The organism is Stenotrophomonas sp. YJH_SMC_37, assembly GCF_059370035.1.
Window position 1 is genome coordinate 180,858 of record NZ_JCAFTG010000009.1, and the last position, 22,947, is coordinate 203,804.

Below are 22,947 nucleotides of genomic sequence, written 5' to 3' on the forward strand. Positions count from 1 at the left end.
CTGGGTTCAGGCCGCGGTGCCGATGCGCTGCAGGCGGTAGCTGCCGTCCAGCACGCCGTTGACCCATTCCTGGTTGTCCAGGTACCAGTCGACGGTGAAGGTGATGCCCTGCTCGAAGGTGTAGGCCGGTTCCCAGCCCAGGTCGTTCTTCAGCTTGGAGGCATCGATCGCATAGCGGCGGTCATGGCCGGGGCGGTCGGCGACGTAGGTGATCTGGCTGCTGCGCGGCTGGCCGTCCGCACGCGGGCGGCGCTGGTCCAGCAGTGCGCAGATGGCCTGCACCACTTCGATGTTCTGCTTTTCCGAGTTGCCGCCCACGTTGTAGGTCTCGCCGACCTGGCCCTTGGCCAGCACGGTGCGGATCGCCTCGCAGTGGTCGGAGACGAACAGCCAGTCGCGCACCTGCTTGCCATCGCCGTACACCGGCAGCGGCTCGCCGGCCAGCGCCTTGGCGATCACCAGCGGGATCAGCTTCTCCGGGAAGTGGTACGGGCCATAGTTGTTGGAGCAGTTGGTGGTCAGCACCGGCAACCCGTAGGTGTGGTGGAACGCACGCACCAGGTGGTCCGAAGCCGCCTTGGACGCCGAGTACGGCGAATTGGGCGCATACGGGGTGGTTTCGCTGAACTTGCCGGTCTCACCCAAGGTGCCATACACCTCATCGGTGGACACATGCAGGAAGCGGAAGGCCGCGCCCTGCTCGGCCGGCAACGCCTTCCAGTAATCGCGGACCGCTTCAAGCAGCCCCAGGGTGCCCACCACATTGGTCTGGATGAAGGCGCCCGGGCCGTCGATGGAACGATCGACATGGCTTTCGGCAGCGAAATTCAGCACAGCGTCCGGCTGGTGCTCGGCCAGCAGGCGGGCGACCAGATCACGGTCGCCGATGTCGCCCTGCACGAACACGTGGTTGGGGTTGCCGTCCAGGCTGGACAGGGTCTTCAGGTTGCCGGCATAGGTCAGCACATCGAGGTTGATGACCTTGACGCCGCGCGCGACGGCCTCGAGAACGAAGTTACCGCCAATGAATCCGGCGCCGCCGGTGACAAGCCATGTGGGCACTACCTGTTCTCCTGATCGAAATTCATCCAAGGGGCGCTATGAAGCGCCCGACACAGCGGCACAGGATACATGTGGTTCGTCTTCACGACTGCCTGCGTGACGTGAACGAAGCACTCGATTCACACGAGCCATGCCGCACCGCAGCATAACCATACGCATTCGCATGGTCCGCTCAAGCCAGCTAGAATCGGGATCCCACCCCCGAACCGGTTGCTGTGCGAGGACCGGACGTTCTCCCCAGTTATTGAAGGACCCCGTACCAGATGAAAATCCTCGTCGCGTACAAGCGCGTGGTGGACTACAACGTCCGCATTCAGGTCAAGCCGGACGGTTCCGGCGTGGTCACCGACGGCGTCAAGCTGTCCCCCAATCCCTTCGATGAAATCGCCCTGGAAGAAGCCCTGCGCCTGCGCGACAAGGGCATTGCCAGCGAAGTGGTGGTCGCCACCATCGCCCCGGCCGATGCCCAGGCGCACCTGCGCAACGGCCTGGCCATGGGCGCCAATCGCGCCATTCACGTCGTTACCGACCAGGCCATCCAGCCGCTGACAGCCGCACGCACCCTGCTCAAGCTGATCGAGAAGGAACAGCCGGACCTGGTGATCCTGGGCAAGCAGGCCATCGACGACGACGCCAACCAGACTGGCCAGATGCTGGCCACGCTGTGGGGCCGCCCGCAGGCGACTTTCGCCAGCAAGCTGGAGATTGCTGATGGCAAGGCCACGGTGACCCGCGAAGTCGACGCCGGCCTGGAAACGCTGGAAGTGGACCTGCCGGCAGTGGTCACCACCGATCTGCGCCTGAACGAGCCGCGCTTCATCAAGCTGCCGGACATCATGAAGGCCAAGGCCAAGCCGCTGGAGACCCTGCAGCTGGCCGATCTGGGCGTTGAAGCCGCCGATACCTTCAAGACCACCCAGTATGCCGCGCCGTCCAAGCGCAGCAAGGGTGTGATGGTCAAGGACGCGGCTGAACTGGTGGCCGCACTCAAGCAGAAGGGGTTGCTGTAATGAGCAGGATTCTCGTCATCGCCGAACACCACGACGGCAAGCTCAACGCCGCCACCGCCAAGACCGTAAGCGCTGCTGCCGCCATCAGCGGTGCCAGCATCGACGTGCTGGTGCTGGCCGCCGACCCGGCCGCCGTTGCCGCTGAGGCCGCGAAGATCGCTGGCGTCGCCAAGGTTCTGACCGTGGCCAACGCTGCCAACGCGCAGGCCATCGCCCAGGTGCTGGCGCCGCAGATCGCGCAGCTGGCCAAGGGCTACACCCACGTGTTCGGCCCGTCGACCACCTTCGGCAAGGACCTGATGCCCTGCGTGGCCGCCCTGCTGGGCGTCAACCAAGTCTCCGACCTGATGACCGTCGAAGGCAGCCACACCTTCAAGCGCCCGATCTACGCCGGCAACGCGATCATCACCGTGGAAGCCCCCGCCGACCAGATCGTGGTCGCCACCGTACGCGCCGCGTCGTGGCCGGAAGCCGCCCAGGGCGGCAGTGCCGCCATTGAAGCGGCCAGCGTCGATGCTGCCCTGCCGAGCCACACCCGCTTCATCGGCCTGGCCGCCGGTGCCAGCGACCGCCCGGACCTGCAGAGCGCCAAGCGCGTGGTCTCCGGTGGCCGCGGCGTCGGTTCGGAAGAGAACTTCAAGGTCATCTTCCAGCTGGCCGACAAGCTCGGCGCCGCCGTCGGTGCCTCGCGCGCCGCGGTCGATGCCGGCTACGTGCCCAGCGACCTGCAGGTGGGCCAGACCGGCAAGATCATCGCCCCGGAGCTGTATGTGGCGGTGGGCATCAGCGGTGCGATCCAGCATCTGACCGGCATCAAGGACGCCGGTACGATCGTGGCGATCAACAAGGATCCGGATTCGCCGATCTTTGAGATTGCCGATATCGGCTTGGTTGGGGATCTATTTGCGATCCTGCCGGAGCTGGAAAAGGCGCTCTGACTCAAGCGACGGCGGCGGCGCCTGCGCCGCCGCCGTCATGCCGGACCCTGCCCGGGCGTCTATACTCTTCCGTTGTCGGATTTACCCCCTGCAGGCGGATGCGCCGGCGCGATGGATCCGATTTCCCTGAAGATAGCGCCGAGGCCCACCACTCCATGACCGCTGTTCCGCCTTCCCCTCCGCAGCCGCCGGTCGAACTGTCGGTCGTCGCGCCTGTCTATGGCTGTAAAGGGTGCCTGGAAGATCTCGTCGATCAAGTCCAGGCTGCGGCAGGATCCATGGGCGTGTCGTTCGAGATGATCCTGGTCGACGACGCCAGCCCTGACGGCGCATGGCCGCGCATCCAGGAGCTGGCCGCCAGCCGGCCTTGGCTCAAGGGCCTGAAGCTCTCGCGAAATTTCGGGCAGCACTCGGCCATTTCAGCCGGCATCGAGCATGCCCAGGGCCGTTGGACGGTCGTCATGGATTGCGACCTGCAGGATGTTCCTGCAGAAATTCCCGGCCTGTACCGCAAGGCGGTGGATGAGCAGTTTGAAGCCGTGTTCGCGCAGCGGATACAGCGCATGGACACCCCGCTCAAGCGCCTCTCGTCGTGGGGGTTCTTTGCGGTGCTGGGCTGGCTGACCGGCGTTCCGCAGGACCCTTCCACGGCCAATTTCGGCATTTTCCACCGCAAGGTCATCGACGCGGTCTGTGCAATGCCGGAACGTGATCGCTCGTTCCCGCTGATGGTGAAATGGGCCGGCTTCCGCACGGGCAAGCTTCCCGTACGCCACCAGCAGCGCGCAGAGGGTGAATCGTCCTACACCCTGCGGCGCCTGTTGCGGCTGGCCATGAACATCGCCCTGGGTTACTCGGAGAAGCCGCTGCGCATGGTGGCCGGCACTGGCATGTTCTGCGCGCTGGTCGCCTTCGTCATGGTGGCCATCAGCATCTGGCGATGGTGGGACGGCGACATCCAGGTTGCGGGTTACACCTCGATCATCGCCGCAATCTGGCTGATTGGCGGCTTGATGATGTTCTCCATGGGCGTTGTGGGGCTGTACGTCGGCCAGGTCTTCCGCAATGTGCAACGGCGCCCCTACTACATCGTCTCTGAAACGACCGTTCGCGGAGAAGCTCCATGAGCCACCTGTCTCTGCAGGCAGGCGGCAGCGTGGTCGAGGCGCGCCTGACGCCCTGGGATGAGCGTGCGCTGGGCTGCACCACTGCCGAGATCGTCCGTTTGGATGCGGCCACCACGGACCAGGCGGCCGCAATGCTGGACCAGGCCCAGGCCTGGGCCAGGCAGCAGGGCGTCCACTACCTGTTCGGTCGCATCGATGCCAATGCGCATGCGTTGCGTGCTGCGGTGCTTGGCTGTGGTTTCCAGTTTGTTGAAACGTCACTGACCGTGTCACGCAGCGGCATGGGGCAACTGCCTGCGGTCCCGCGCGGGATGCTGCCTACGCTGCGGCCGGCGGTTGCTGCGGACATTCCGTTGCTGCGGTCCATCGCCGCCGACGACTTCGGGCATGGCCGTTTTCTGGAAGACCCTGCCATCGACCCTGCACACGCACGTCTTCGCACCGCCAACTGGATCGAGGACCTGGTCAACGCCCAGCTGGTCCAAACCGCGGAATCACGCGGCCGTGTCATTGGCTTCCATGCAGAACGAGTCTTCGCCGACGAGCACAGGGCAGAGCTGCTGCTGACCGGTGCAGCCGCGCCGTACGCCATGCTGGCCATGCCGCTATGGGTCACGGCCCTGCAATCGCTGGCTTCCAGGGATATCCAGCGCTGCACGACGCTGGTGTCCGCCGCCAATACCGGCATCATCAATCTGTATGCCCGGCTTGGCTTCCAATTCAATTCATCTCTTAACGGGTTCCGGAAATTCCTATGAGCAACTCCAGCAACGAAGACCAGGTTGTAGCCGTGTTCGCCCGCGTGTTGGGCATCGATGCCTCCCAGGTGACTGACGAACTGCGTTACAACACCATTCCGCAGTGGGATTCGATCGCGCACATGTCCGTGGTCGCCGCACTGGAAGAAGCGTTCAACGTCATGATCGACATGGACGAAGTGATCGACATGAGCTCGGTCGGCAAGGCGCGTGAAATCCTGCGCAAGCACGGCGCTGCTGTCTGACAATGACGGGCACCCACGCTCCCGTTGTCCTGGTTACCGGGGCCTCACGAGGCATCGGCCGGGCCATCTGCGAACTGCTGGCAGCACAGCACGTCCAGCTGGTGATCGTCGCGCGCGATGACGACGCGCTGCGCGCGCTCGCCGCCGAGGTCACTGCACAGGGGGCACCGGAACCGATGGTCGCGGTCATCGATCTGGCTGACGTCGATGCGGTGGCCGCCGTGTTCAAGCAGATATTCAACCAGTTCGGCCGCCTGGATGGGCTGGTGAACAACGCAGGGGTCCTGCACGAAGGTCTTCTGGGCATGATCCGTGCCGAAGACATCGACCGCGTGCTGGCGGTGAATGTCAAAGCGCCGTTGATGATGATGCAGCATGCAAGCCGGATGATGGCACGAACCCGGAAGGGCAGCATCGTCAACCTCGTCTCGATCATGGGCGTCAATGGCGCTGCAGGATTGAGCCTGTATTCGGCAAGCAAGGCGGCACTGGTCGGTGCAACCCGATCCGCGTCGAAGGAACTGGCTGCCAAGGGCATTCGCGTGAATGCGATTTCGCCGGGTTTCATCGATACCGACATGACCCGCGCCATGCCGCAGGCCGCCCACGCCAAGCGGGTGGAATCGATCGGCATGGGCCGCGCAGGAACGCCGCGCGAAGTGGCCGAGCTGGTCGCCTTCCTGCTCGGCGACAGCTCCGCCTATATCACCGGCCAGATCATCGGCATCGACGGACAGATGGTGGTCTGAATGCAGTTCTGGCAGTTGGCGCACGGCAACCGCACTGCGCTCATCGAGGGAACACGGACGCTCAGCTATGGCGAACTGGGCGTGCTGGCCGATACCCTGGCCATGCACCTGCCCGCCGGGCGGGGCATGGGCGTGCTGGCGATGCCCAGCACGATCGACGCGGTCGCGCTCTATCTGGGCGCCCTGCGCAGTACCCGCCAGGTACCCCTGCTGATCCAGCCCGATGTCGACCCGGAGCTGCTGGACGCGCTGCTGACCCAGTACGCGCCGGACTGGCTTGCCATGCCGGGCACGGCGCCGGCGGGTTACCGGACGGTGCATGTCGCAGGCACTCTGGGCATCCACCTGCGCGAAACCCAGCTCACGCTGCCATCGCCGCATGGCGACCTGGCGCTGTTGCTGAGCACCTCGGGCAGTACGGGTTCATCCAAGCTGGTGCGGTTGTCCGCGCAGGGCCTGGCCGCGAACACGGCATCGATCATCGCCTATCTCGGCCTGGGTCCCGAAGACCGCGCCATCACCACATTGCCATTGGCCTATTCGTTTGGCATGTCCATCCTCAACAGCCATCTGGGCTGTGGTGGCTGCGTGGTGCTGAGCGAAGACAGCCTGATGACCCGCGAGTTCTGGGAAGCCGCACGCGGCAATGCGGTCACTTCCCTGTCCGGGGTTCCGGCCACCTACGAAATACTGCGCCGCATGGGCCTTGCGCGCCTGCAGCTGCCCAGCCTGCGCATGCTGACCCAGGCCGGTGGCCGCCTGCGCGACGAACTGGTCCAGCATTTTGCCGAGTCTGCCAAGGACCACGGCCTGCAGTTCTTCGTCATGTACGGCCAGACCGAAGCCTCGCCCCGCATCAGCTATGTTCCCTCCGAGCGGCTGCTGGACAAGATCGGCAGCATCGGCATTGCGGTGCCGGGTGGTCGTATGCATGTCGATGCGGAAAGCAGTGAACTGGTCTACGAGGGGCCCAATGTCATGATGGGCTATGCCACCTCGCGCGAAGAACTTGCGCGCCCCGACGAACTGCACGGCCTGCTTCGCACGGGCGATCTGGCCCGTGTGGATGACGAAGGGTTCCATTACATCACCGGGCGCGCCAAACGGTTCCTGAAGATCTCCGGCAACCGCGTCAATCTCGACGAAGTGGAAGCGATGCTGTCGACCGCGCTCGGCCGTCAGATCGCCTGCTCGGGCAATGACGACGATCTGGTCGTATTCAGCCATGGCGATGCCCCCGCCGCGCAGGACAACGTCCGCCAATTGGTGCAGGCGCGCTACAAGCTGTTCGGCGGCCTGGTCCGCTGCATCCATCTGGATTCGCTGCCGCTGCTGTCCAGCGGCAAGATCGACTATCTGTCGCTGCGGCAGCTCGCCGCGCAAGGAGCACGTCAATGAACGCAGGCACGGACAGTTCGCTGGCAGCGGCTGCGCTGGAAGCGGAGGTCTATGGGCTGGGCCGCCAGGCCAAGCGCGAATGGCTGCTGGACGGCCTGCAGTCGCTCACCCGGCATCACCACCTGTCCTGCCCGCCCTACCGCGCCATGCTCGATGCATTGTGGCGCGGCGGCCAGGCGGACTCGCTGGAATCGCTGCCCTGGCTGCCGGTCCGGCTGTTCAAGCAGATCGACCTGAAGAGCGTCGCCGACGACCAGGTACTGCGCACGCTGGTTTCCAGCGGCACCACGGGCGCTGCCGTCTCGAGGATCTTCCTCGATGCGGAAACCGCACGCGCGCAGACCCGCGCCTTGACGCGGATCTTCTCCCACTTTGCCGGCAACCGCCGGATGCGCATGCTGGTGGTCGACGACGACTCGTTCCTGCGCGATCGCAGCCGCTTCAACGCGCGCGCAGCCGGCATCCTGGGCTTCTCCAACTTCGGCCGCGACCATCTGTACCTGCTCGACGAACAGCTGCAGCCCGATTGGGCAGCACTGGCGCACTGGCTGGCCAAGGCCCCGGACGAACCGGTACTGCTGTTCGGCTTCACCTTCATCGTCTGGCAGTCCTTTGTCCAGGCTGCCGCACGCGACGGCGTAACGCTGCGCTTTCCCGAAGGCAGCATGCTGGTTCATGGCGGCGGCTGGAAGAAGATGGACGAACAGAAGGTCGACAATGCCGCTTACAAGGCCTCGCTCTCCAGCACCTTCGGTATTGATCGCGTCCACAATTATTACGGCATGGTCGAGCAGGTCGGATCGATTTTCTTCGAGTGCGAGCACGGTCATCTTCATGCACCGGCTTATGCCGATGTGATCATTCGTGACCTGCAGGATCTCAGCCCAACAGCCAATGGAACCGCAGGTGCCGTGCAGGTGCTGAGCCTGCTGCCTGGCAGCTACCCGGGGCACAGCCTGCTCACCGAGGACCTGGGCGTGATCCACGGCGAGGACGATTGCCCTTGCGGTCGACTCGGGAAGCATTTCAGCGTACTGGGCCGCATCAAGAACGTTGAAGTCCGCGGCTGCAGCGACACACGAACGGTACCCCGCGCATGACACAGATCCTGTTTTCCATTGACGCAGACGCAGCGCTGCCGGATCAGCTGGCGCGCCTGGCCACGCTGCCGCCGCTGCCACCTTTCAGTGCGGAGGCGCGCGCGTTCGTTGCCGATTTCGCACGACGTGTGTTCGCGCTGCCGGTGCTGCGCGAGCATCCCGAACTGGCGACGCTGGCACACTGGTTCCGTCCGGCGGCGCAGGAGCAGCTGTCGCGGCGCCTGCTGGCGCCGTCCACCGAACACCTGCTGGCACGTGGCCTGGTGTTCCATCTTGCGCCGGCCAACGTCGATGTGCTGTTCGCCTATGCCTGGCTGATGTCCGTGCTGGCCGGCAATCGCAACGTAGCCCGCCTGTCGCAGAAGCACAGTCCCCAACGCGAGGCACTGGTCTCGATCCTGCACGCCATGCGCGAGGAAGGGCTGCATGCCGACGTCCTGCAGCGAAGCGTGCTGCTGACCTATCCGCATGATGACGCGGTGACTACGTTGATCTCCCGCAGCTGCCATGCGCGGATCATCTGGGGCGGCGACGCAACGGTCGCCAAGATCCGTTCCTTGCCGCTGGCGCCGCTGGCTGTTGAACTCGCCTTCCCGGATCGATTCGGTGTGGCAGCCATCGATGCCGCGCATGTACTGCAGAGCAGCGACGCAGACCTGCAGCAGCTTGCCCACCGGTTCGTCAACGATGTTCTCTGGTTCGGCCAGCAGGCGTGCTCTTCACCCCGCACCCTGTACTGGGTTGGCGCGCAGGAAACAGTGGAGGCCGCGCGTGCACGGTTCTGGCCTGCGGTACGCTCGCAATCCGGCGCCGTCGCAGATGAGCCCGCCGCGATGATGGCCCGGGTGACCGATGCCCACCTGATGGCCGCACTCTCCTCCGATGGCCTGCATTCGGGCGGGTCACTGGGCACCTATCCCCTTACGCTCGATGCTGCCCGCGCCGATGGAAACCTGCGCGAGCTGCAGAGTGGCCACGGGCTGGTGGTGGACGTTCAGTTGGACACGCTGGAAGCGCTGGCGCCACAGCTGGATGATCGCGACCAGACGCTCGTCGTGCAGGGTTTCCCGCGGGAATCGCTGATCAAGCTGCTTGACCGGCTCGGTAATCGTGCCATCGACCGCATCGTGCCTTTCGGCCGCGCACTTGACTTCCACCCGGTCTGGGACGGCACCGACCTGCTGGACGTGCTGACCCGCAAGATCACCCTGCCAGGGAACTGAGACGATGAGCTACCTCTTCATCGCGTTGACGATCATGCTGACGGTCTACGGCCAGCTGATCCTGAAGTGGCAGGTAGGCGTCCACGGCCACCTGCTTTCCGCGCCGCTGCAGCCTTTGAACGTGCTGCAACTGCTGCTCAAGCCATGGGTCATTTCCGCCTTTGCGGCAGCCTTCGGTGCATCGCTGTGCTGGATGGCGGCCATCAGCAAGATGCCGATCAGCCGGGCCTACCCGTACATGGCGATCAATTTCTTCCTTGTTGCGCTGTTTGCCAGCGTGATCTTCCGTGAGCAGCTGGATGGATACAAGATCGCCGGAACGCTGATCATCATGCTGGGTGTGGTCGTGCTGTCACGATCGGTCGCCTGACACCATTCCAACGCCCACCCTGCGAGGCACACTCTTGATTCCCTTCAACAAGCCCTTCATGACTGGTCGTGAGCTCTGGCACATTGCGCAGGCGCACGCCAACGGCCACCTGTCCGGCGACGGTCAGTTCACCAAGCGCAGCCACGCCTGGCTTGAACAGCGCACCGGGGCGCAGCGGGCGCTGCTGACCCACAGCTGCACGGCCGCGCTGGAGATGGCGGCGCTGCTGCTCGACCTGCAGCCCGGTGACGAAGTGATCATGCCGTCCTATACCTTCGTGTCCACCGCCAACGCATTCGTACTGCGAGGGGCGGTGCCGGTCTTCGTGGACATCCGCGAGGACACGCTGAACCTGGACGAGCGCCTGGTGGAGGCTGCGATCACGCCGCGCACCCGCGCCATCTGCGTAGTGCACTATGCCGGTGTCGCCTGCGAAATGGACAGCTTGCTGGACATCGCCGCCCGCCACGGCCTGGCCATCGTCGAGGATGCAGCACAGGCCATCATGTCCACCTACAAGGGGCGACCACTGGGCACGATTGGCGAATTGGGGGCCCTCAGCTTCCACGAAACCAAGAACATCATTTCAGGTGAGGGCGGCGCCCTGCTCTGCCGCGACGCCCAATTCGGCGAACGCGCGGAAATCCTGCGCGAGAAGGGAACCAACCGCAGCCGCTTCTTCCGCGGCCAGGTCGACAAGTACACCTGGGTGGACGTCGGTTCCTCCTTCCTGCCCGGCGAAATCACCGCCGCATTCCTCTGCGCGCAGATCGAAGAAGCAGACCAGATCACCGCGCGCCGCCTGGCCATCTGGGACCGTTACCAGCAATGGGCGGCGCCGCATGAAGCGGCTGGCCGGCTGCGCCGGCCGATCGTACCGGCCGACTGCCAGCACAACGCGCACATGTTCTACATGCTCCTGCCCGACCTCGACGCGCGCACCCGCTTCATCTCGGAAATGAGGAACCGCGGGGTGCAGACCGTTTTCCATTACATTCCGCTGCATTCGGCACCCGCCGGCCTTCAGGCCGGCCGTACCCATGGCGAGCTGCACAATACCGACGCGCTCAGCGAGCGGCTGGTGCGCATGCCACTGTGGGTGGGCGTGGAAGAGCACCTTGAGGCGATCTTCGCAGCTGCGGACGACGTGCTCGCATGAATCAACCGGTCACTTCAGCAGCGCAGGACGCCCGGGAACTGCTCAAGGGGTTGCCCGGCTGGTACTCCAGCCTGACCATGCTCCGCCGCCTGCAAGGGCTGATGATGCTGGTCGCGGGTCTGTTGCTGCTGATCCTGCTGATCGTGCCGTACAACCGCCAGGTGCTGGTCATTGACCTGGAGAGCGCACAGCCTGGGCGGCTGCAGGTCTATTTCGACATGGGACAGGGCCTCTCCGAGTCCCTGTCCATGATCAAGCGCTATCAGGCCGGCCAGACCGAACTGCGCTACGAGCTGCCACGCGGCACGCTGCATGGCGTCCGGATAGATCCTGATCCCGGCGCAGCGCCCATCGTGTTCACGCATATCGGCGCGGTTGGCTTCGGCGGGCGCGAGCGACAGACGCTCGCAGACCCGCTGCAGCTGGAAGGTGTGCAGATGGCACGCGACACCAGCCCCGGCCTGGAACACGCACGGTTCGTGATCGCCGCCGATGCCACCGATCCACAGCTGGCGATCCCGCTCGCGGTGCCGATGAAAAGCAACTCCGGCGTAGCACCGGCTACGTGGAACCTGCTGTGGTGGGCATTCTGGTTGAGCCTGCTGGTAGCCATCAGCCTCCAGTTCCTGCGCCGGCCCATGCCGCTCCTGGCATTGGCACTGATCGTGCTCGGGCTGTGCACCGCGCTGTCGATGTTCTCCCCGACCTCGGGGCGTTCGGTGCACCCCGATGAGCTGCTGCACGACGCGGATGCGGGGTATTTCCAGCACCATTGGGCGCCGCCGCGCATGGATGCAGCGGACCTGGCGACCAGCTTCACCAGCAGTCCGTATGGCGTGACCTATCTTTCCGAATGGAACGTTGTCTACCTGTTCGCCGCAAAGACCTCACGGATCTTTGGCGAGCTGGGCCTGGACGTGATGCTGTCCTATCGCGCGTTCAATCTGGCATTGTTTGCGCTGATGCTCGTTGGCCTGGTGGTGATCCGCGCGCCGCGGGGCAGCTACATCCCGCTGCTGATCACGCCACAGCTCTGGTACGTGTTCTCCTATTTCAATGGCGATGCAATGCCCTTCGCGCTGGGCATGCTGGCCGCCACGATCGCACTGATGCCCGAGGGCCCACTGCAGCGCTTCCTGCAGCGCCGCGGGCCCTTAGACGCCGCCACACTGGGGCATCTGCTGGTGTTCTGCACCTGCCTGGGCCTGTTGCTTCTTTCGAAGAAGAACTACTGGCCGGTCGCAGCGTTCATCGCGTTGTCGATGTCGGTCGTCGCGCTGCGACTGCGCGCCCTGCTGGCGTCGTCCCTGGTCGTGCTGCTGCTGGCCGGCGTTGCCGCCAACGGCGCCGGCACGGGGCTGGCCGCTGCGGCGGGCTCCTCCCTGCTCACCGTGGTGGGCATCATGGCCGGCCTGTCGCTGCTCTACTGCTTCTATGCAGCCTGGGTCCTGCTGCGCGAATCCCACAGCCGCGCAGCGATCGGTCGCATTTGTCTGACCCTCGCACTGTCGGCAGCGGTGGCCCTGCCGTGGATCGCGGCCGATGCCTACAAGCACCGCGGCGGCCCGGGCAAGACCGCACTGATCGAGCAGCAGCGTGAGCGGTTCGCCGAGCCCGCATTCAAGCCCTCGGTGACCCGCACGCTGTCCGCAGAGGTCTCCGGGTTCAAGCTCCAGGAGAAGGGCGTGCAGATCGGGCAACTGCTCGACGCACCGAAGGAGTGGCACGTGGGAACGTTCCGCAGCTTCTTTGGCGTCTATGGCTATATGGAGTACTTCGACACCGAGAGCGCCTATCGGTTCGTCGGCTGGTGCGTGCTCGGGGTCCTGTTGCTCGCGCTTGCCTGGGGACTGGGCACCCGCACGCTCTCCCCTGCCCTGGCCATCACCAGTGTCGGCTGCGGGCTGGCACTGGTGCTGGCCTCGTTCCTGCACAGCTGGACCTATGATTTCCAGCCGCAGGGGCGCTATGTGATGGGCCTGGTGGTGATGATGGTGCCGCTGTTCATGCGCACCGGCGAGTCGCAGTGGGGACGCGTCCTGTTCACCGCCGTGGCGCTGCTGCTGTTCGTACTGTCAGCCGCTTCATTCACCCATATCGCGCTGCCGCACCTGGTCTGACACCAGCGGCGGCAGCCGGGTGTGCAGGACATCACGCGGGCGAAGCGCAATGTCGTAGTTGAGGAAGGCCAGGATCAGCTGGAGCCCACTGAGAATGGCCATGGCAGGCAGCACCACCGTACCCACCGGTGCTGCCAACCCCGCCACGGACAGTTCGAACCAGCGAACAGCGCCGTAGGCACCGCCTCCGAGCAACAGCACGACACCGGCCACCAGCTGCAGCGATGCCACTGACAGGTCGCGCAGGAAATAGTTGTAGCTGATGCGCTTGGCGAAGTTGCGCGCGTGCTTCAGGGCGAACTCGCCCAGCACCTTGCCTACGCTGAGGTTGCTGACCTCTTCGCCGTAGTGCGCGTCCATCGGCACGTCCACCACCACGGCACGCACGGCGTTGAGCCGGAACAGCAGGTCGGTTTCGAAGAAGTACCGCTCGCTGAGTTTTGCCAGCGGCAAGCGTGCGGCGACCGCGGCGTGGATGGCGGTGTATCCATTGGTGGGATCGAACAGATCCCAGTAGCCGGTGGATGCTTTGGCCAGGAAGGAAAGCCCCAGATTACCCAGGCGACGGAGCCAGGGCATGCGGCTGATCTGGCCCAGATCCCAGAAACGGTTGCCCTTGGCATAGTCGGCCTGCCCGCGCGCGATCGGAGTCACGAACAACGGCAGCAGTCGCGGATCCATCTGCCCGTCGCCGTCCACTTTGACCAGGATCTCCATGCCGTCGGCAATGGCAGCCCGATAGCCGGTCACGACCGCACCGCCCACGCCCTTGTTCCGGGCATGGCGCAACACCCGCACCCGGGCGTCATCCGTATCAGATTCGATGAAATCACCCGACGCCTCGGGGCACGCATCGTCCACGCAGTAGACGGCCGTCACCTCGGGGCCGATCGCTGCCAGCACACCGCGTATATGGCGGGTGACCTTGTAGCACGGGATGATCACCGCGATGCGCGGTACGCAGGGAGCGGCCTGGGGAGCGTCGGGCGAGAGAGCAGCGGTCATGGTTGCAGAGGATAGAAGAAGAGGCCGCCCGGTGCGGCAATCGCATCCTGCACGCTCAGGCCCAGCCTGCCCAGCTCGGTCATGCACAGGCGTGTTTCCAGCATGTCACGATCGGTTGCACGGTCGGAACGATCAATCAACACATGGGTCACCCCCAGCCTTCGCAGCTGCTGGCGCGCTGCGGCGGGCTTGTTGCTGCAGAGCAGCTGTCGAAGATCGCGTGCTGTGAATGGATAGCCGGCCCCCAGTCGTACATTGAACAGATAGTCACGCTGTCCGAACGGAAGATAGGGCGCGACGCTGGCAGAGGGCAGCACCCAGTCCTCGCGCCCATTGAGCATGACCGAATAGGCCGGTACCAGCACCACCGCATCCGCCGGCAAACGCGCCTCGGCCTGCTGGAACGCCCGCACCTGCTTTTCGTCCACTGGATAGGGCCATCCCATGGTCCTGGCCCGCGGTGCAGGCGGTGGCACCACTGCAAAGGCCAGGGCCCCAAGGGCGACCACGATGGCGGTGGCGCGGCGCAGGCTGGCCTTGGGCAGGGCGCGGAGGTGGCGGCCTGCACCCACCGCGTCCAGCAGCAGCAGCAGCGACGCCAGTGCCAGCATCGACTGGATGAGCAGCGCATACATGCCCAGCAGGTCGATGTAACGCTGCGAGTAGGTGCTCAGCAGGCTCGCTTCCAGCGAACTGTGGCCGAGGGCGAGCAGGACGATGTTGGCAAGCCGCTGCGCACACAGCACCGAGAGCAGCAATCCAATCTGCCACCCCAGAATCGACACCAGCAGACGCCGGCTTTCCGCGGCCCAGCGGCGCCAGAGCAGCGCTGCCAGGCCTGCCACAATGCTGGCAAGCGCCAGAGCGTGTCCCAGCGGATGGATGGCGCGCCACAGGAACTGGCTGGAATCGGGCATCCACTGCGTCCAGGGCGCCGGCTGAGGCCCGTGCCAGAGCTCCCACATCACCGCCGCACGAAGCGCCTCCGGCAGTGAACCCTCGACCAGAGCAACGGAGGGTGGCGTGTACAGGCGGAGCCCCAGGAACTGCTGCAGCCCCGCCCGCACCTCTGGCACGGCTTCTGCCACAAGCTGGAGGTAGTAAGGATCGGCCAGCAGCAACACAACGCCGGCCGCCGTTCCGGTGAACAGCCCCAGCAGCGGCATCAGCAGGCGAAGGGACAGTCCACGCGTGTGCAACCACGGGAACACCGCCACGCAGAGGAACAGCGGCACGGAGAAACCGGCGTAGGCCACTGCCAGTGAAGGATTGAGCTTGACCGCCATTGCCCCGGCAAAGGGCAGCGCGGCCCAGCAGAACGCGGCGCTGCGCCGGTTCCGCGCCATGCCGTGCAGGGTGGCCGCCAGGGCGGGCAGCAGCAGCACTGCCAGCGCACTCAGGCGCCCGGTGCTGTTGAGGTCTGCCACGGGATAGAAGTACGTGGTTCCGCGCAGCATGAGCGCACCCAGGCCCGCAAGCAGCAGTGCGCCGCCGGCCATCAACAGCGCCGGCGACAGCCCCCGTAAGCGCAGGCGCCCCCATACCAGCTCGGTGAGCCCCACCACGGCCAGCGTCGCCTGCAGGGCCGGTTGCACCTTCAGGAACGGCCCCAGGTGATGGCCCATGCCGGGCCAGGCCCACAGCGAGGCCAGCACATGCAGCAGCTTCGGGTACTTCTCCAGCCAGGCGGTGCCGCCGGCGGTCAGCAGCGGATAGCCCGCTTCGTACATTGCCGTTGTGAAGGCAATATGCTGATGGGTATCAAGCCCCAGCGCGCCGGCACGCCGCGAGTACAGCGCGGCGGTGGCGACCAGTGCGAACAGGCCCAGCAGGCTCGGCAGCGAAGAACCGCTGCATGAGGGCACAAGGCTGCGCGCAAACCCGCGTGCCTGCGTTCGATGCAGCAGCAGACTGATCGACAGTGCCGCCATCACCATAAACGGCAGGGCCAGCGGCAGGTCGGCCCAGCTCGTCCAGGCCCAGGCCAGCGGAGCCGAGACAAGCCAGACCAGCAGCAGTGCAAACTGGCCCAGCCAGGCCTTCAGGAAGAGGCCAGGTCCCTGCGCTGTGCTTGCCAGCCCCAGCCATGCCAGTACCCGATGACCGAACCATCCCATGGACAACAGGGAGACCGCCAGCAGAATGACGAACTGGAACTGGGAAACACTGCGCGAGCAGAGCAGGATGAAGATCAGGACGCCGGCGGCCACCCACCTGCCGCGGTTGCGCCCCAGCACGCCATGGCTTGGCCCGTTTCCAGCACTGGCGACCATGTAGTCAGCCGTCTGCCAGCACGCGGCTGTGCACGTCGCTGGCAATACGGGCGAATTCGCCCTGGCCGAGCAGGGCATGATCGCTTCCGGCAACGGCACTCTGCATCATGCCGCGCTGTTCAAATGCATCCACCAGCGCCACAAGCCCCGCACAGATCGCCTCGGGGGTCATGCTGTCGAGCGAATGCACGTTGGCCACGGTCTGGTCCAGCCGCTTGTTGTCGTAGCGGTTGGTCAGCACCTCCATGCCGAACGCGGCCATTTCCAGCGGCGGATAACTGGGGTGCGGTGAGACCATCAACGACAGGCCGATCGCCGACGTCGACAACAGCCGGGCATACGCATCGATATCCAGCTTGCCGAGCGCCTTCAACGCGAACGGGCCCAGATCCAGGTCGGCCTGCAGTTCACCCGGTGCCGCCACCTCCCACTGCCTCGCGCGCGGGTCCTTCCAGCCCCACAGGCGCAGGCCCTCGCAGATCAGCTCGAATGCATTGCGCGGCGTGCCCGGGCGCGCGTAGACAACGATGCGGCGCTGGCGGGGAACAGCAGCATCACGGACCTGCTGCAGCGCCGGGCGCAGCCCGTCATGCAGAACCGGTTCGAACACCGAGTGCTTCTCGTAGCGCAGGCCATGCTGCTCGAAGAATCCGGCAAGCAGGGCCGTGTTGAAGATGCCGATGTCGCGCGCAGGGCGGTACGTGCTCAGCGACAGCGCGTACTGGCTCGACCAGGCATAGAACCCCGGCTCGAAGTCCTGGATGAGGTAGATCATCGGGCGATCAATACCGCCGTTGTCGCCCTGCCATTGCGACATGCGCTGCGCTGCATACGCCGTCCACCAGGCGGTGGCCACCCAGATGTCCTCGCCGGCCACCGGCAGGGTCTTCTGGTAGCGATCGCTGAACGGCACGATCTGCCGCATCGCCGTGGAGGTCTGGTCTGCAGGCACCAGTACGTGGTCGGAGAAGCGCGAAAGCGCTTCTTCATCCGGTGAACTGTCGACCAGGATGATCCGCGATGCAGGGAAGAACCGGCACAGCTCGCGGTAGATCAGCACAGCGGTATGGATGCCGCCGAAGTAATGTTGCTTGTTGATCGACGGCAGCACCAGGTTCAGCCGCCGGCCCTCCCAGGGGTCGTGCCGGGGGGTACAGGGAGTGATCTCGGCAACGTGGGTATTGGGCGTGGGCGCACCGGGAGCGCTTGCATCCAGGCGCGCGGCGACGCGCCGCAACAGGTTACCCAGGCGGCTCATTGCACGGCCCCGCGCAGACGGGGCGATGAAGCCATGTAGTCCAGGTTCGGGCTGAAGAACGGATCGCCCTCTTCGCGATACGGCGAGTACGCTTCGGCCGAGCGCACGAAGTCGCTCTCGGGGATTGCACGCGGATCACGCGTCTTGGACTCGTGATGGATCATCACTGCACGTGCGACGTAAACGGTGGCAAGGCCGCGTGCATGCGCACGCAGGCACAGCTCCACATCGCTGCCGCAGACAATGAAGGATTCATCGAACCCGCCCAGCGACTCGAACGTGTCACGTGCCACCACCATGCAGGCGCCCGTCACGGCCAGCACCTGGCGCTGCAGCACCGGGGAAACGAACAGGTTCTGGTTGTGCACCGGCGCTTCACCCTTGAATACATGGTCGGCCCAGCCGCCCATGCCGATCACCACGCCGGCGTGCTGGATGGTGCGATCGCCGTACAGCAGCAACGGGCCGCACACGCCCACGTCCGGCCGCAGCGCGTTCTCGGCAAGCCGTTGCAGCCACTGCCCATCGATGATCTCGGTGTCGTTGTTGAGGAACACCAGCACCTCGCCACGCGCTTGCCGCGCAGCCAGGTTGTTCAGTGCCGACCAGTTGAACGGCACATCGGCACGGATCACCCGGAAGTTTTCGCGGCGGGACATCGCCTCCAGCCACTGCAGCGTCTCGGCCTGGGTTGAACCGTTGTCGACGACGATGATCTCGAATGCACGGTAGTCGGTCTTGGCGTACAGCGATTCAACACAGGTCCGCAGCAGGTCCAGGCCATCGCGGGTGGGAATGATGATGCTGGCCAAGGGGCCCTTGTCCGCGTATGGGTAGCGTACGTCGTAGCAGAACAGCTGCTCGCCGTCGTCCACCTGCGCCCCGGGGTGGGTTGCCTGCACATGCTGCTGCAGCGCGCGACGACCGGCGTGATGCGCGTAGGGCTTGGAGCCGGCATTGGCCGCGGTGGAACCGGCGTGCGCGCGCCAGTGGTAGAGCACCTTGGGCACATGCGCGATGGTGGCGCCGGCGGCGGCACAGCGAAGCACCAGATCGTAGTCCTGCGAGCCATCGCAGTCGCTGCGCAGCCCCCCCAGCTGCGCCACCAGCGCAGCATCGAAGCTGACCAGGTGACCCAGGTACATCTGCGACAGGAACAGGTCCAGATTCCAGTCGGGCTTGAAGTACGGATGGCGGAGGCGGCCGTCTTCGCCCAGCACATCGTGGTCGGTGTACACGACCCCTGCCGAGGTGGCCACATGACAGGCAACCACCGCAGCCAGTGCATCCGGCTCCAGCAGGTCGTCATGGTCCAGGAAGGTGATCCAGCGCCCCTTGGCCAGTGCGACCGCGGCGTTGGTGGTGGCCGCAATGCCCTGCCGCTCACTTGAGCGCGAAACACGCAGGTTCGGCAACCGCCGCGCCAGTTCTTCCAGCACGCGTGCCACATGCGGTTGATCGGACGCATCGTCGTGGATGCACAGTTCCCAGTTCAGGTACGTCTGTGCTTCGACGCTGGCCACGGCCTCGCGCAGGAACACTTCCGGCGTGTTGCAGACAGGCATCACGATGCTGATCAGGCCAGCGTCCGCCGGAATTGCGGCCGGCGCCTGCTGGCGCAGCCATTCGGCGTAGACGTCCGGCGGCGTGGTCGCTGCTGCCGTGTGCGATCCATTGGCATAGGCCAGAATCGCCCGGGCCAGATGCTTCGGCCCCCTGCGTGCGGCGCGGGCCAGCGCAGAGAGGATGGTGCCGACAGAGACACCCTGCCCCTGTGCGCGACGAATGCTCCAGTAGATTCCGCGAAGCAGATTACCCATCTTGGACATCAGGCATTACCTCGTTGATTCAGTACGGTCACTTCCCGCTTGCCCCATCGCTTCAAGACACGCCCCAACCCACCAGCGCGCCAATGACCAGGCCGCCCAGCGTCAACCCCACCATTGCGGCTTGCCACTTGCGGCGCGAGCGCTGGTAGTCCGCCGCGCGCTGCTGCAGGCGCTGCTCGAGCTCGCGCTCCACATCCAGTGCCTGCAAGCGGGCGGCCTCCGCGGCCTCCGCGGCCTCCACCAGTTCAGCCATGCGTGCCTGGGCGCTCTGCAACTGCTGCAGCTCATCGGCCACACGCGCCTTCAGCTCCTGCTCGCGCTGCTGCCAATCCAGCTCGGCCTGCTGCCACTGGTCGCGCCTTCGCAGCCACCCGGCATCGGCCTCGTCCTTGGCCTGCTGCAGCTGCTGCGCATAGGCGGCGGTGGCGCCCCACTCGCGCTTGGCCACGGCAAGATCGGCGATGTAGGCGTCCAGCAGCCGCGCCGTGGATTTCCATTCCTTCTCGGAGTTGGCGGTACGCACCGCCAGCTCACGCAGGCCGCCGGCGAGACCGCTCAGCAGCGCAGTCGCCTCCGCATCGAGATCGGCACGGAACGGCGGGTTGGCCTGCAGGCGCGCCGCGTCGCTGGGCAGGCGCACCGCCACGCAGTACTCGCGATAGGGCTGGTCGCTGTGATCGCCGGCGAACACCCGGCTGTTGTAGAGACGGTCGGCGGCGCTGACCAGCGGCTCCAGCTCGGGGAACTTCACCTTGATGAAATGCGCACCCATCAGGCTGGACCACAATGCGGCATTGCCCTGCCCGAAACGCAGCACCGTCATGCCGGCGCTTTCAAACGCGGCCACGATCTCGGCGGTGTCCACCAGGCCGAATTCCTTGTGCTCCTGCAGCCAGACATAGTCCTCGCCGAACAGCTCATGCCAGCGCCCATTCGCATCGACTTCAGCGTCACGCACCCACGGCTGATCCGGCGGGAAGCCGACGATGACCGCACGGCTGGCGACACGCGCCATTTCGGCCGCGGCCTTGGCACGCAGGGGCGCGGGAATATGCTCGAGCACATCCAGCGAGACCACCGCGTCGAAGCCCTGCTCGGGGAACGGCAGCGCGGTGGCGTCAGCCACCACGAAGTCCTTCTCGTCCCCTTCGGCATGCAGGTCGGTGTACAGGAACGTTGCCTGTGGCAGGAACTGCCCGAGCAGACGCTGACGGTTGGCCCCTACTTCCAGCACCCGCGGCGCGGGCAGATCGAGCGCCTGCAGCAGATGCGTCGCCGCAGCGTAGCGCTGGTAATGGTCAAAGGGAATTTCAAGCAGCGTCGGGGTCATGGACCTTCCACTCATGCGGGATATAGACCACGCCCTCACTGAAGTAGGGCGCAGCCACGGTGAAGACACTGGCTTCGGACAGATAATCCAGGCAGACCAAGCCCTTGTCGGTGAACAGTCCCACATCAACGCGGTAGCTGCCGGTCAGCAGGGTCATCGACGGGATGCAGTAGCTGACGCGGTGCGAGCCGCGGGAGGTGGGAATCACCACCCGCTCAAGATAGGTGTTGGGGCCAAAGATATGCAGGCCGTCCATGCCCTTGATCGCTACGCCGAGCAGCAGGCCATCGACCACCTCATCGCCGACGGTATAACTGATGTCCACCGTCAGCGGCTCGAACGGGGCCAGCATGTCGGTGCTCAGTGCAACCGTTTCAAGATGCGCGGGGATGCTGCCCGGGGCGGGTGCCTGGCGCACTTCGGCATCCTGCGCCACGGCCAGGTCCTTGCCCAGTTCGTAGTCGCGGAAACGGTCGGCCACGAAGCTGGCTTCACCGTGCAGCTTGACCTTGCCACCTTCCAGCCACAGCGCGGTCTGGCAGAAGCGCTTGACCTGCTCGAGCGAATGCGACACGAACAGGATGGTGGCGCCGCGTGCACGGATCTGTTCGATGCGCGCAAGGCATTTCATCTGGAAGCGGATGTCACCCACCGACAGTGCTTCGTCGATGATCAGCACATCCGGTTCGGTGTGGATGGCCACCGAGAACGCCAGGCGCACGTACATGCCGCTGGAATAGGTCTTGACCGGCCGGTCGAAGAAATCGCCGATATCGGCGAAGTCGATGATCGACTGCAGCTTGTCGTCCACTTCCTTGCGGCTCAGGCCCAGCAACGAGGCGCTCAGGTACACGTTGTCGCGGCCGGAGAAATCCGGATTGAAACCGGCCCCCAGTTCTAGCAGCGCGGCAAAGCGCCCGCGGATGCTGACCGAGCCGGAGGTCGGGCGCACCGTGCCGCACAGGATCTGCAGCAGGGTCGACTTGCCGGCGCCGTTACGGCCTATGATGCCGACGGTCTCGCCCTTCGGCACGACCAGGTTGATGCCGTCCAACGCGCGGAAGGTGCGGCTGGCCCGGTCGCCGGAAGGCTTGAGCAGCGACAGCAGGCGGTCGCGCGGGTTGGCGTAGACCGGATAGTCCTTGGTCACGCCCAGCACTTCGATGGCCGCGTCAGCTGAGGCCTGCAACGTGGTGGTCTGGGGGTTGTTCATAGGACGTCCGAGAAGCCGCGCGAGAGGCGACGGAAGAGCGCGTAGGCCAGCATCGCCGCCACTACCGAAAGCAGGAAGTGGGGCAGCAGCGCGGCCAGATCAGGCGCCGAATTCTGCACCGTCACCGCGCGCAGCTGTTCGATGGGCGTGACCAGCGGGTTGAAAAGCACCAGGCCCCGCGCCGCCTCGGGCATTGCATGCGCCGGGAAGAAGATCGGGCTGAGGAACAGCAGCACGCTGCTGAGGATGCCGACGAACTGGCCGATGTCGCGCAGATAGACCCCCAGCGCCGACAGCGACCATGCAATCGCAAGCAGCATGGGGGTCATTTCCAGCAGGATCAGCGGCGAGGCCAGCGCCCATGCCGACGGCAGCCCCGACTGCCAGGTCTGCGCGACCAGCAGGATGGTCAGGCCGATGCCGGCGGTGGTCAGCGCTGCGGCCACCTTTACCATCGACAGGACCGGCAACGGGAATACCACCTTCTTCACGAAGTTGGGCTGCCCGGCGATGATACCCGGTGCGGTGATCAGCACTTCCGACAGCAGCGTAAACGGTACCAGGCCTGCAAACAGCATCAGGGCGAAGTCGCCGGTGGATTCGGCCCCCGCCCATCGCGCCTTGAACACGCCACTGAACACCAGCGTGTACACGCATAGCATCAGCAAAGGTTGCAGCACCAGCCACAGAACACCCAACGTGGTGGTGCGGTACCGTGCTGCCAACTCACGCCCCAGCAGCTGGCGGAACAGGAACAGGAGATTGGCGTGCTTCTGCATG

General features: G+C 65.2%; 20 protein-coding genes. 12 read left to right on the forward strand and 8 right to left on the reverse strand.

All coding sequences use genetic code 11. The features are described from left to right. Window positions 1-6: 6 nt before the first annotated feature. Window positions 7-1,062, reverse strand: coding sequence for a dTDP-glucose 4,6-dehydratase (rfbB, locus tag AC5P8J_RS14355; RefSeq protein WP_057496706.1), 1,056 nt, complete (start codon window positions 1,060-1,062; stop codon window positions 7-9). Window positions 1,063-1,325: 263 nt separating this feature from the next. Here rfbB and AC5P8J_RS14360 point away from each other — a divergent pair, with 263 nt between their 5' ends. From AC5P8J_RS14360 to AC5P8J_RS14415, 12 genes are all read left to right on the forward strand, one after another. Beyond that, window positions 1,326-2,072 (forward strand): electron transfer flavoprotein subunit beta/FixA family protein, encoded by a 747-nt coding sequence (locus tag AC5P8J_RS14360; RefSeq protein ID WP_019660968.1) that lies wholly within the window; start codon window positions 1,326-1,328, stop codon window positions 2,070-2,072. After that, window positions 2,072-3,010, forward strand: a complete 939-nt coding sequence (locus AC5P8J_RS14365) for an electron transfer flavoprotein subunit alpha/FixB family protein (RefSeq protein WP_459389724.1) — start codon at window positions 2,072-2,074, stop codon at window positions 3,008-3,010. The genes AC5P8J_RS14360 and AC5P8J_RS14365 overlap by 1 nt, the downstream gene beginning before the upstream one ends. A 155-nt stretch (window positions 3,011-3,165) precedes the next feature. Beyond that, window positions 3,166-4,137, forward strand: a complete 972-nt coding sequence (locus AC5P8J_RS14370; RefSeq protein ID WP_057496709.1) for a glycosyltransferase family 2 protein — start codon at window positions 3,166-3,168, stop codon at window positions 4,135-4,137. Next, the gene (locus AC5P8J_RS14375; protein WP_057496710.1) at window positions 4,134-4,895 is read left to right on the forward strand and encodes a GNAT family protein; all 762 of its coding nucleotides are present in this window, start codon (window positions 4,134-4,136) and stop codon (window positions 4,893-4,895) included. The genes AC5P8J_RS14370 and AC5P8J_RS14375 overlap by 4 nt, the downstream gene beginning before the upstream one ends. After that, the gene (locus AC5P8J_RS14380; RefSeq protein WP_057496711.1) at window positions 4,892-5,140 is read left to right on the forward strand and encodes an acyl carrier protein; all 249 of its coding nucleotides are present in this window, start codon (window positions 4,892-4,894) and stop codon (window positions 5,138-5,140) included. The genes AC5P8J_RS14375 and AC5P8J_RS14380 overlap by 4 nt, the downstream gene beginning before the upstream one ends. 2 nt (window positions 5,141-5,142) lie before the next feature. Beyond that, entirely contained in the window at window positions 5,143-5,889 is a 747-nt protein-coding gene (locus AC5P8J_RS14385; protein WP_057496712.1) for an SDR family NAD(P)-dependent oxidoreductase, read from the forward strand. Then, complete coding sequence (locus AC5P8J_RS14390; RefSeq protein WP_495216881.1) at window positions 5,890-7,287, forward strand: AMP-binding protein; 1,398 nt, start codon at window positions 5,890-5,892, stop codon at window positions 7,285-7,287. It begins immediately after the preceding gene. Then, on the forward strand, window positions 7,284-8,387 hold the full coding sequence (locus tag AC5P8J_RS14395; protein WP_111103805.1) for a LuxE/PaaK family acyltransferase: 1,104 nt from the start codon (window positions 7,284-7,286) through the stop codon (window positions 8,385-8,387). Before AC5P8J_RS14390 ends, AC5P8J_RS14395 begins: the two co-directional genes overlap by 4 nt. Further along, complete coding sequence (locus AC5P8J_RS14400; protein ID WP_495216882.1) at window positions 8,384-9,610, forward strand: acyl-CoA reductase; 1,227 nt, start codon at window positions 8,384-8,386, stop codon at window positions 9,608-9,610. Before AC5P8J_RS14395 ends, AC5P8J_RS14400 begins: the two co-directional genes overlap by 4 nt. A 4-nt stretch (window positions 9,611-9,614) precedes the next feature. Further along, the gene (locus AC5P8J_RS14405; RefSeq protein WP_057496716.1) at window positions 9,615-9,980 is read left to right on the forward strand and encodes an EamA family transporter; all 366 of its coding nucleotides are present in this window, start codon (window positions 9,615-9,617) and stop codon (window positions 9,978-9,980) included. A 34-nt stretch (window positions 9,981-10,014) separates the two neighbouring features. Beyond that, window positions 10,015-11,139, forward strand: coding sequence for a dTDP-4-amino-4,6-dideoxygalactose transaminase (gene rffA, locus AC5P8J_RS14410; RefSeq protein ID WP_111103814.1), 1,125 nt, complete (start codon window positions 10,015-10,017; stop codon window positions 11,137-11,139). Beyond that, entirely contained in the window at window positions 11,136-13,259 is a 2,124-nt protein-coding gene (locus AC5P8J_RS14415; protein WP_134735592.1) for a hypothetical protein, read from the forward strand. Before rffA ends, AC5P8J_RS14415 begins: the two co-directional genes overlap by 4 nt. Here the strand turns inward: AC5P8J_RS14415 and AC5P8J_RS14420 are convergent. The 7 genes from AC5P8J_RS14420 to AC5P8J_RS14450 are packed head-to-tail and all read right to left on the reverse strand — an operon-like array spanning window position 13,224 to window position 22,946. Continuing rightward, window positions 13,224-14,264: a glycosyltransferase family 2 protein gene (locus AC5P8J_RS14420; protein ID WP_057496718.1), complete on the reverse strand. Its 1,041-nt coding sequence runs from the start codon at window positions 14,262-14,264 to the stop codon at window positions 13,224-13,226. The genes AC5P8J_RS14415 and AC5P8J_RS14420 overlap by 36 nt on opposite strands. Further along, window positions 14,261-16,537: a hypothetical protein gene (locus AC5P8J_RS14425; RefSeq protein ID WP_495216883.1), complete on the reverse strand. Its 2,277-nt coding sequence runs from the start codon at window positions 16,535-16,537 to the stop codon at window positions 14,261-14,263. The genes AC5P8J_RS14420 and AC5P8J_RS14425 overlap by 4 nt, the downstream gene beginning before the upstream one ends. Window positions 16,538-16,541: 4 nt before the next feature. After that, complete coding sequence (locus AC5P8J_RS14430) at window positions 16,542-17,795, reverse strand: rhamnosyltransferase WsaF family glycosyltransferase (RefSeq protein ID WP_111103828.1); 1,254 nt, start codon at window positions 17,793-17,795, stop codon at window positions 16,542-16,544. Further along, the gene (locus AC5P8J_RS14435) at window positions 17,792-19,624 is read right to left on the reverse strand and encodes a glycosyltransferase family 2 protein (protein ID WP_227853666.1); all 1,833 of its coding nucleotides are present in this window, start codon (window positions 19,622-19,624) and stop codon (window positions 17,792-17,794) included. The genes AC5P8J_RS14430 and AC5P8J_RS14435 overlap by 4 nt, the downstream gene beginning before the upstream one ends. A 52-nt stretch (window positions 19,625-19,676) precedes the next feature. Continuing rightward, a complete protein-coding gene (locus AC5P8J_RS14440) occupies window positions 19,677-20,969 on the reverse strand; it encodes a class I SAM-dependent methyltransferase (RefSeq protein ID WP_308305554.1) in 1,293 nt (430 codons plus the stop codon). Further along, a complete protein-coding gene (locus tag AC5P8J_RS14445) occupies window positions 20,935-22,167 on the reverse strand; it encodes an ABC transporter ATP-binding protein (protein WP_227852416.1) in 1,233 nt (410 codons plus the stop codon). The genes AC5P8J_RS14440 and AC5P8J_RS14445 overlap by 35 nt, the downstream gene beginning before the upstream one ends. Next, a complete protein-coding gene (locus AC5P8J_RS14450; protein WP_134731762.1) occupies window positions 22,164-22,946 on the reverse strand; it encodes an ABC transporter permease in 783 nt (260 codons plus the stop codon). The genes AC5P8J_RS14445 and AC5P8J_RS14450 overlap by 4 nt, the downstream gene beginning before the upstream one ends. Window position 22,947: the final 1 nt, after the last annotated feature.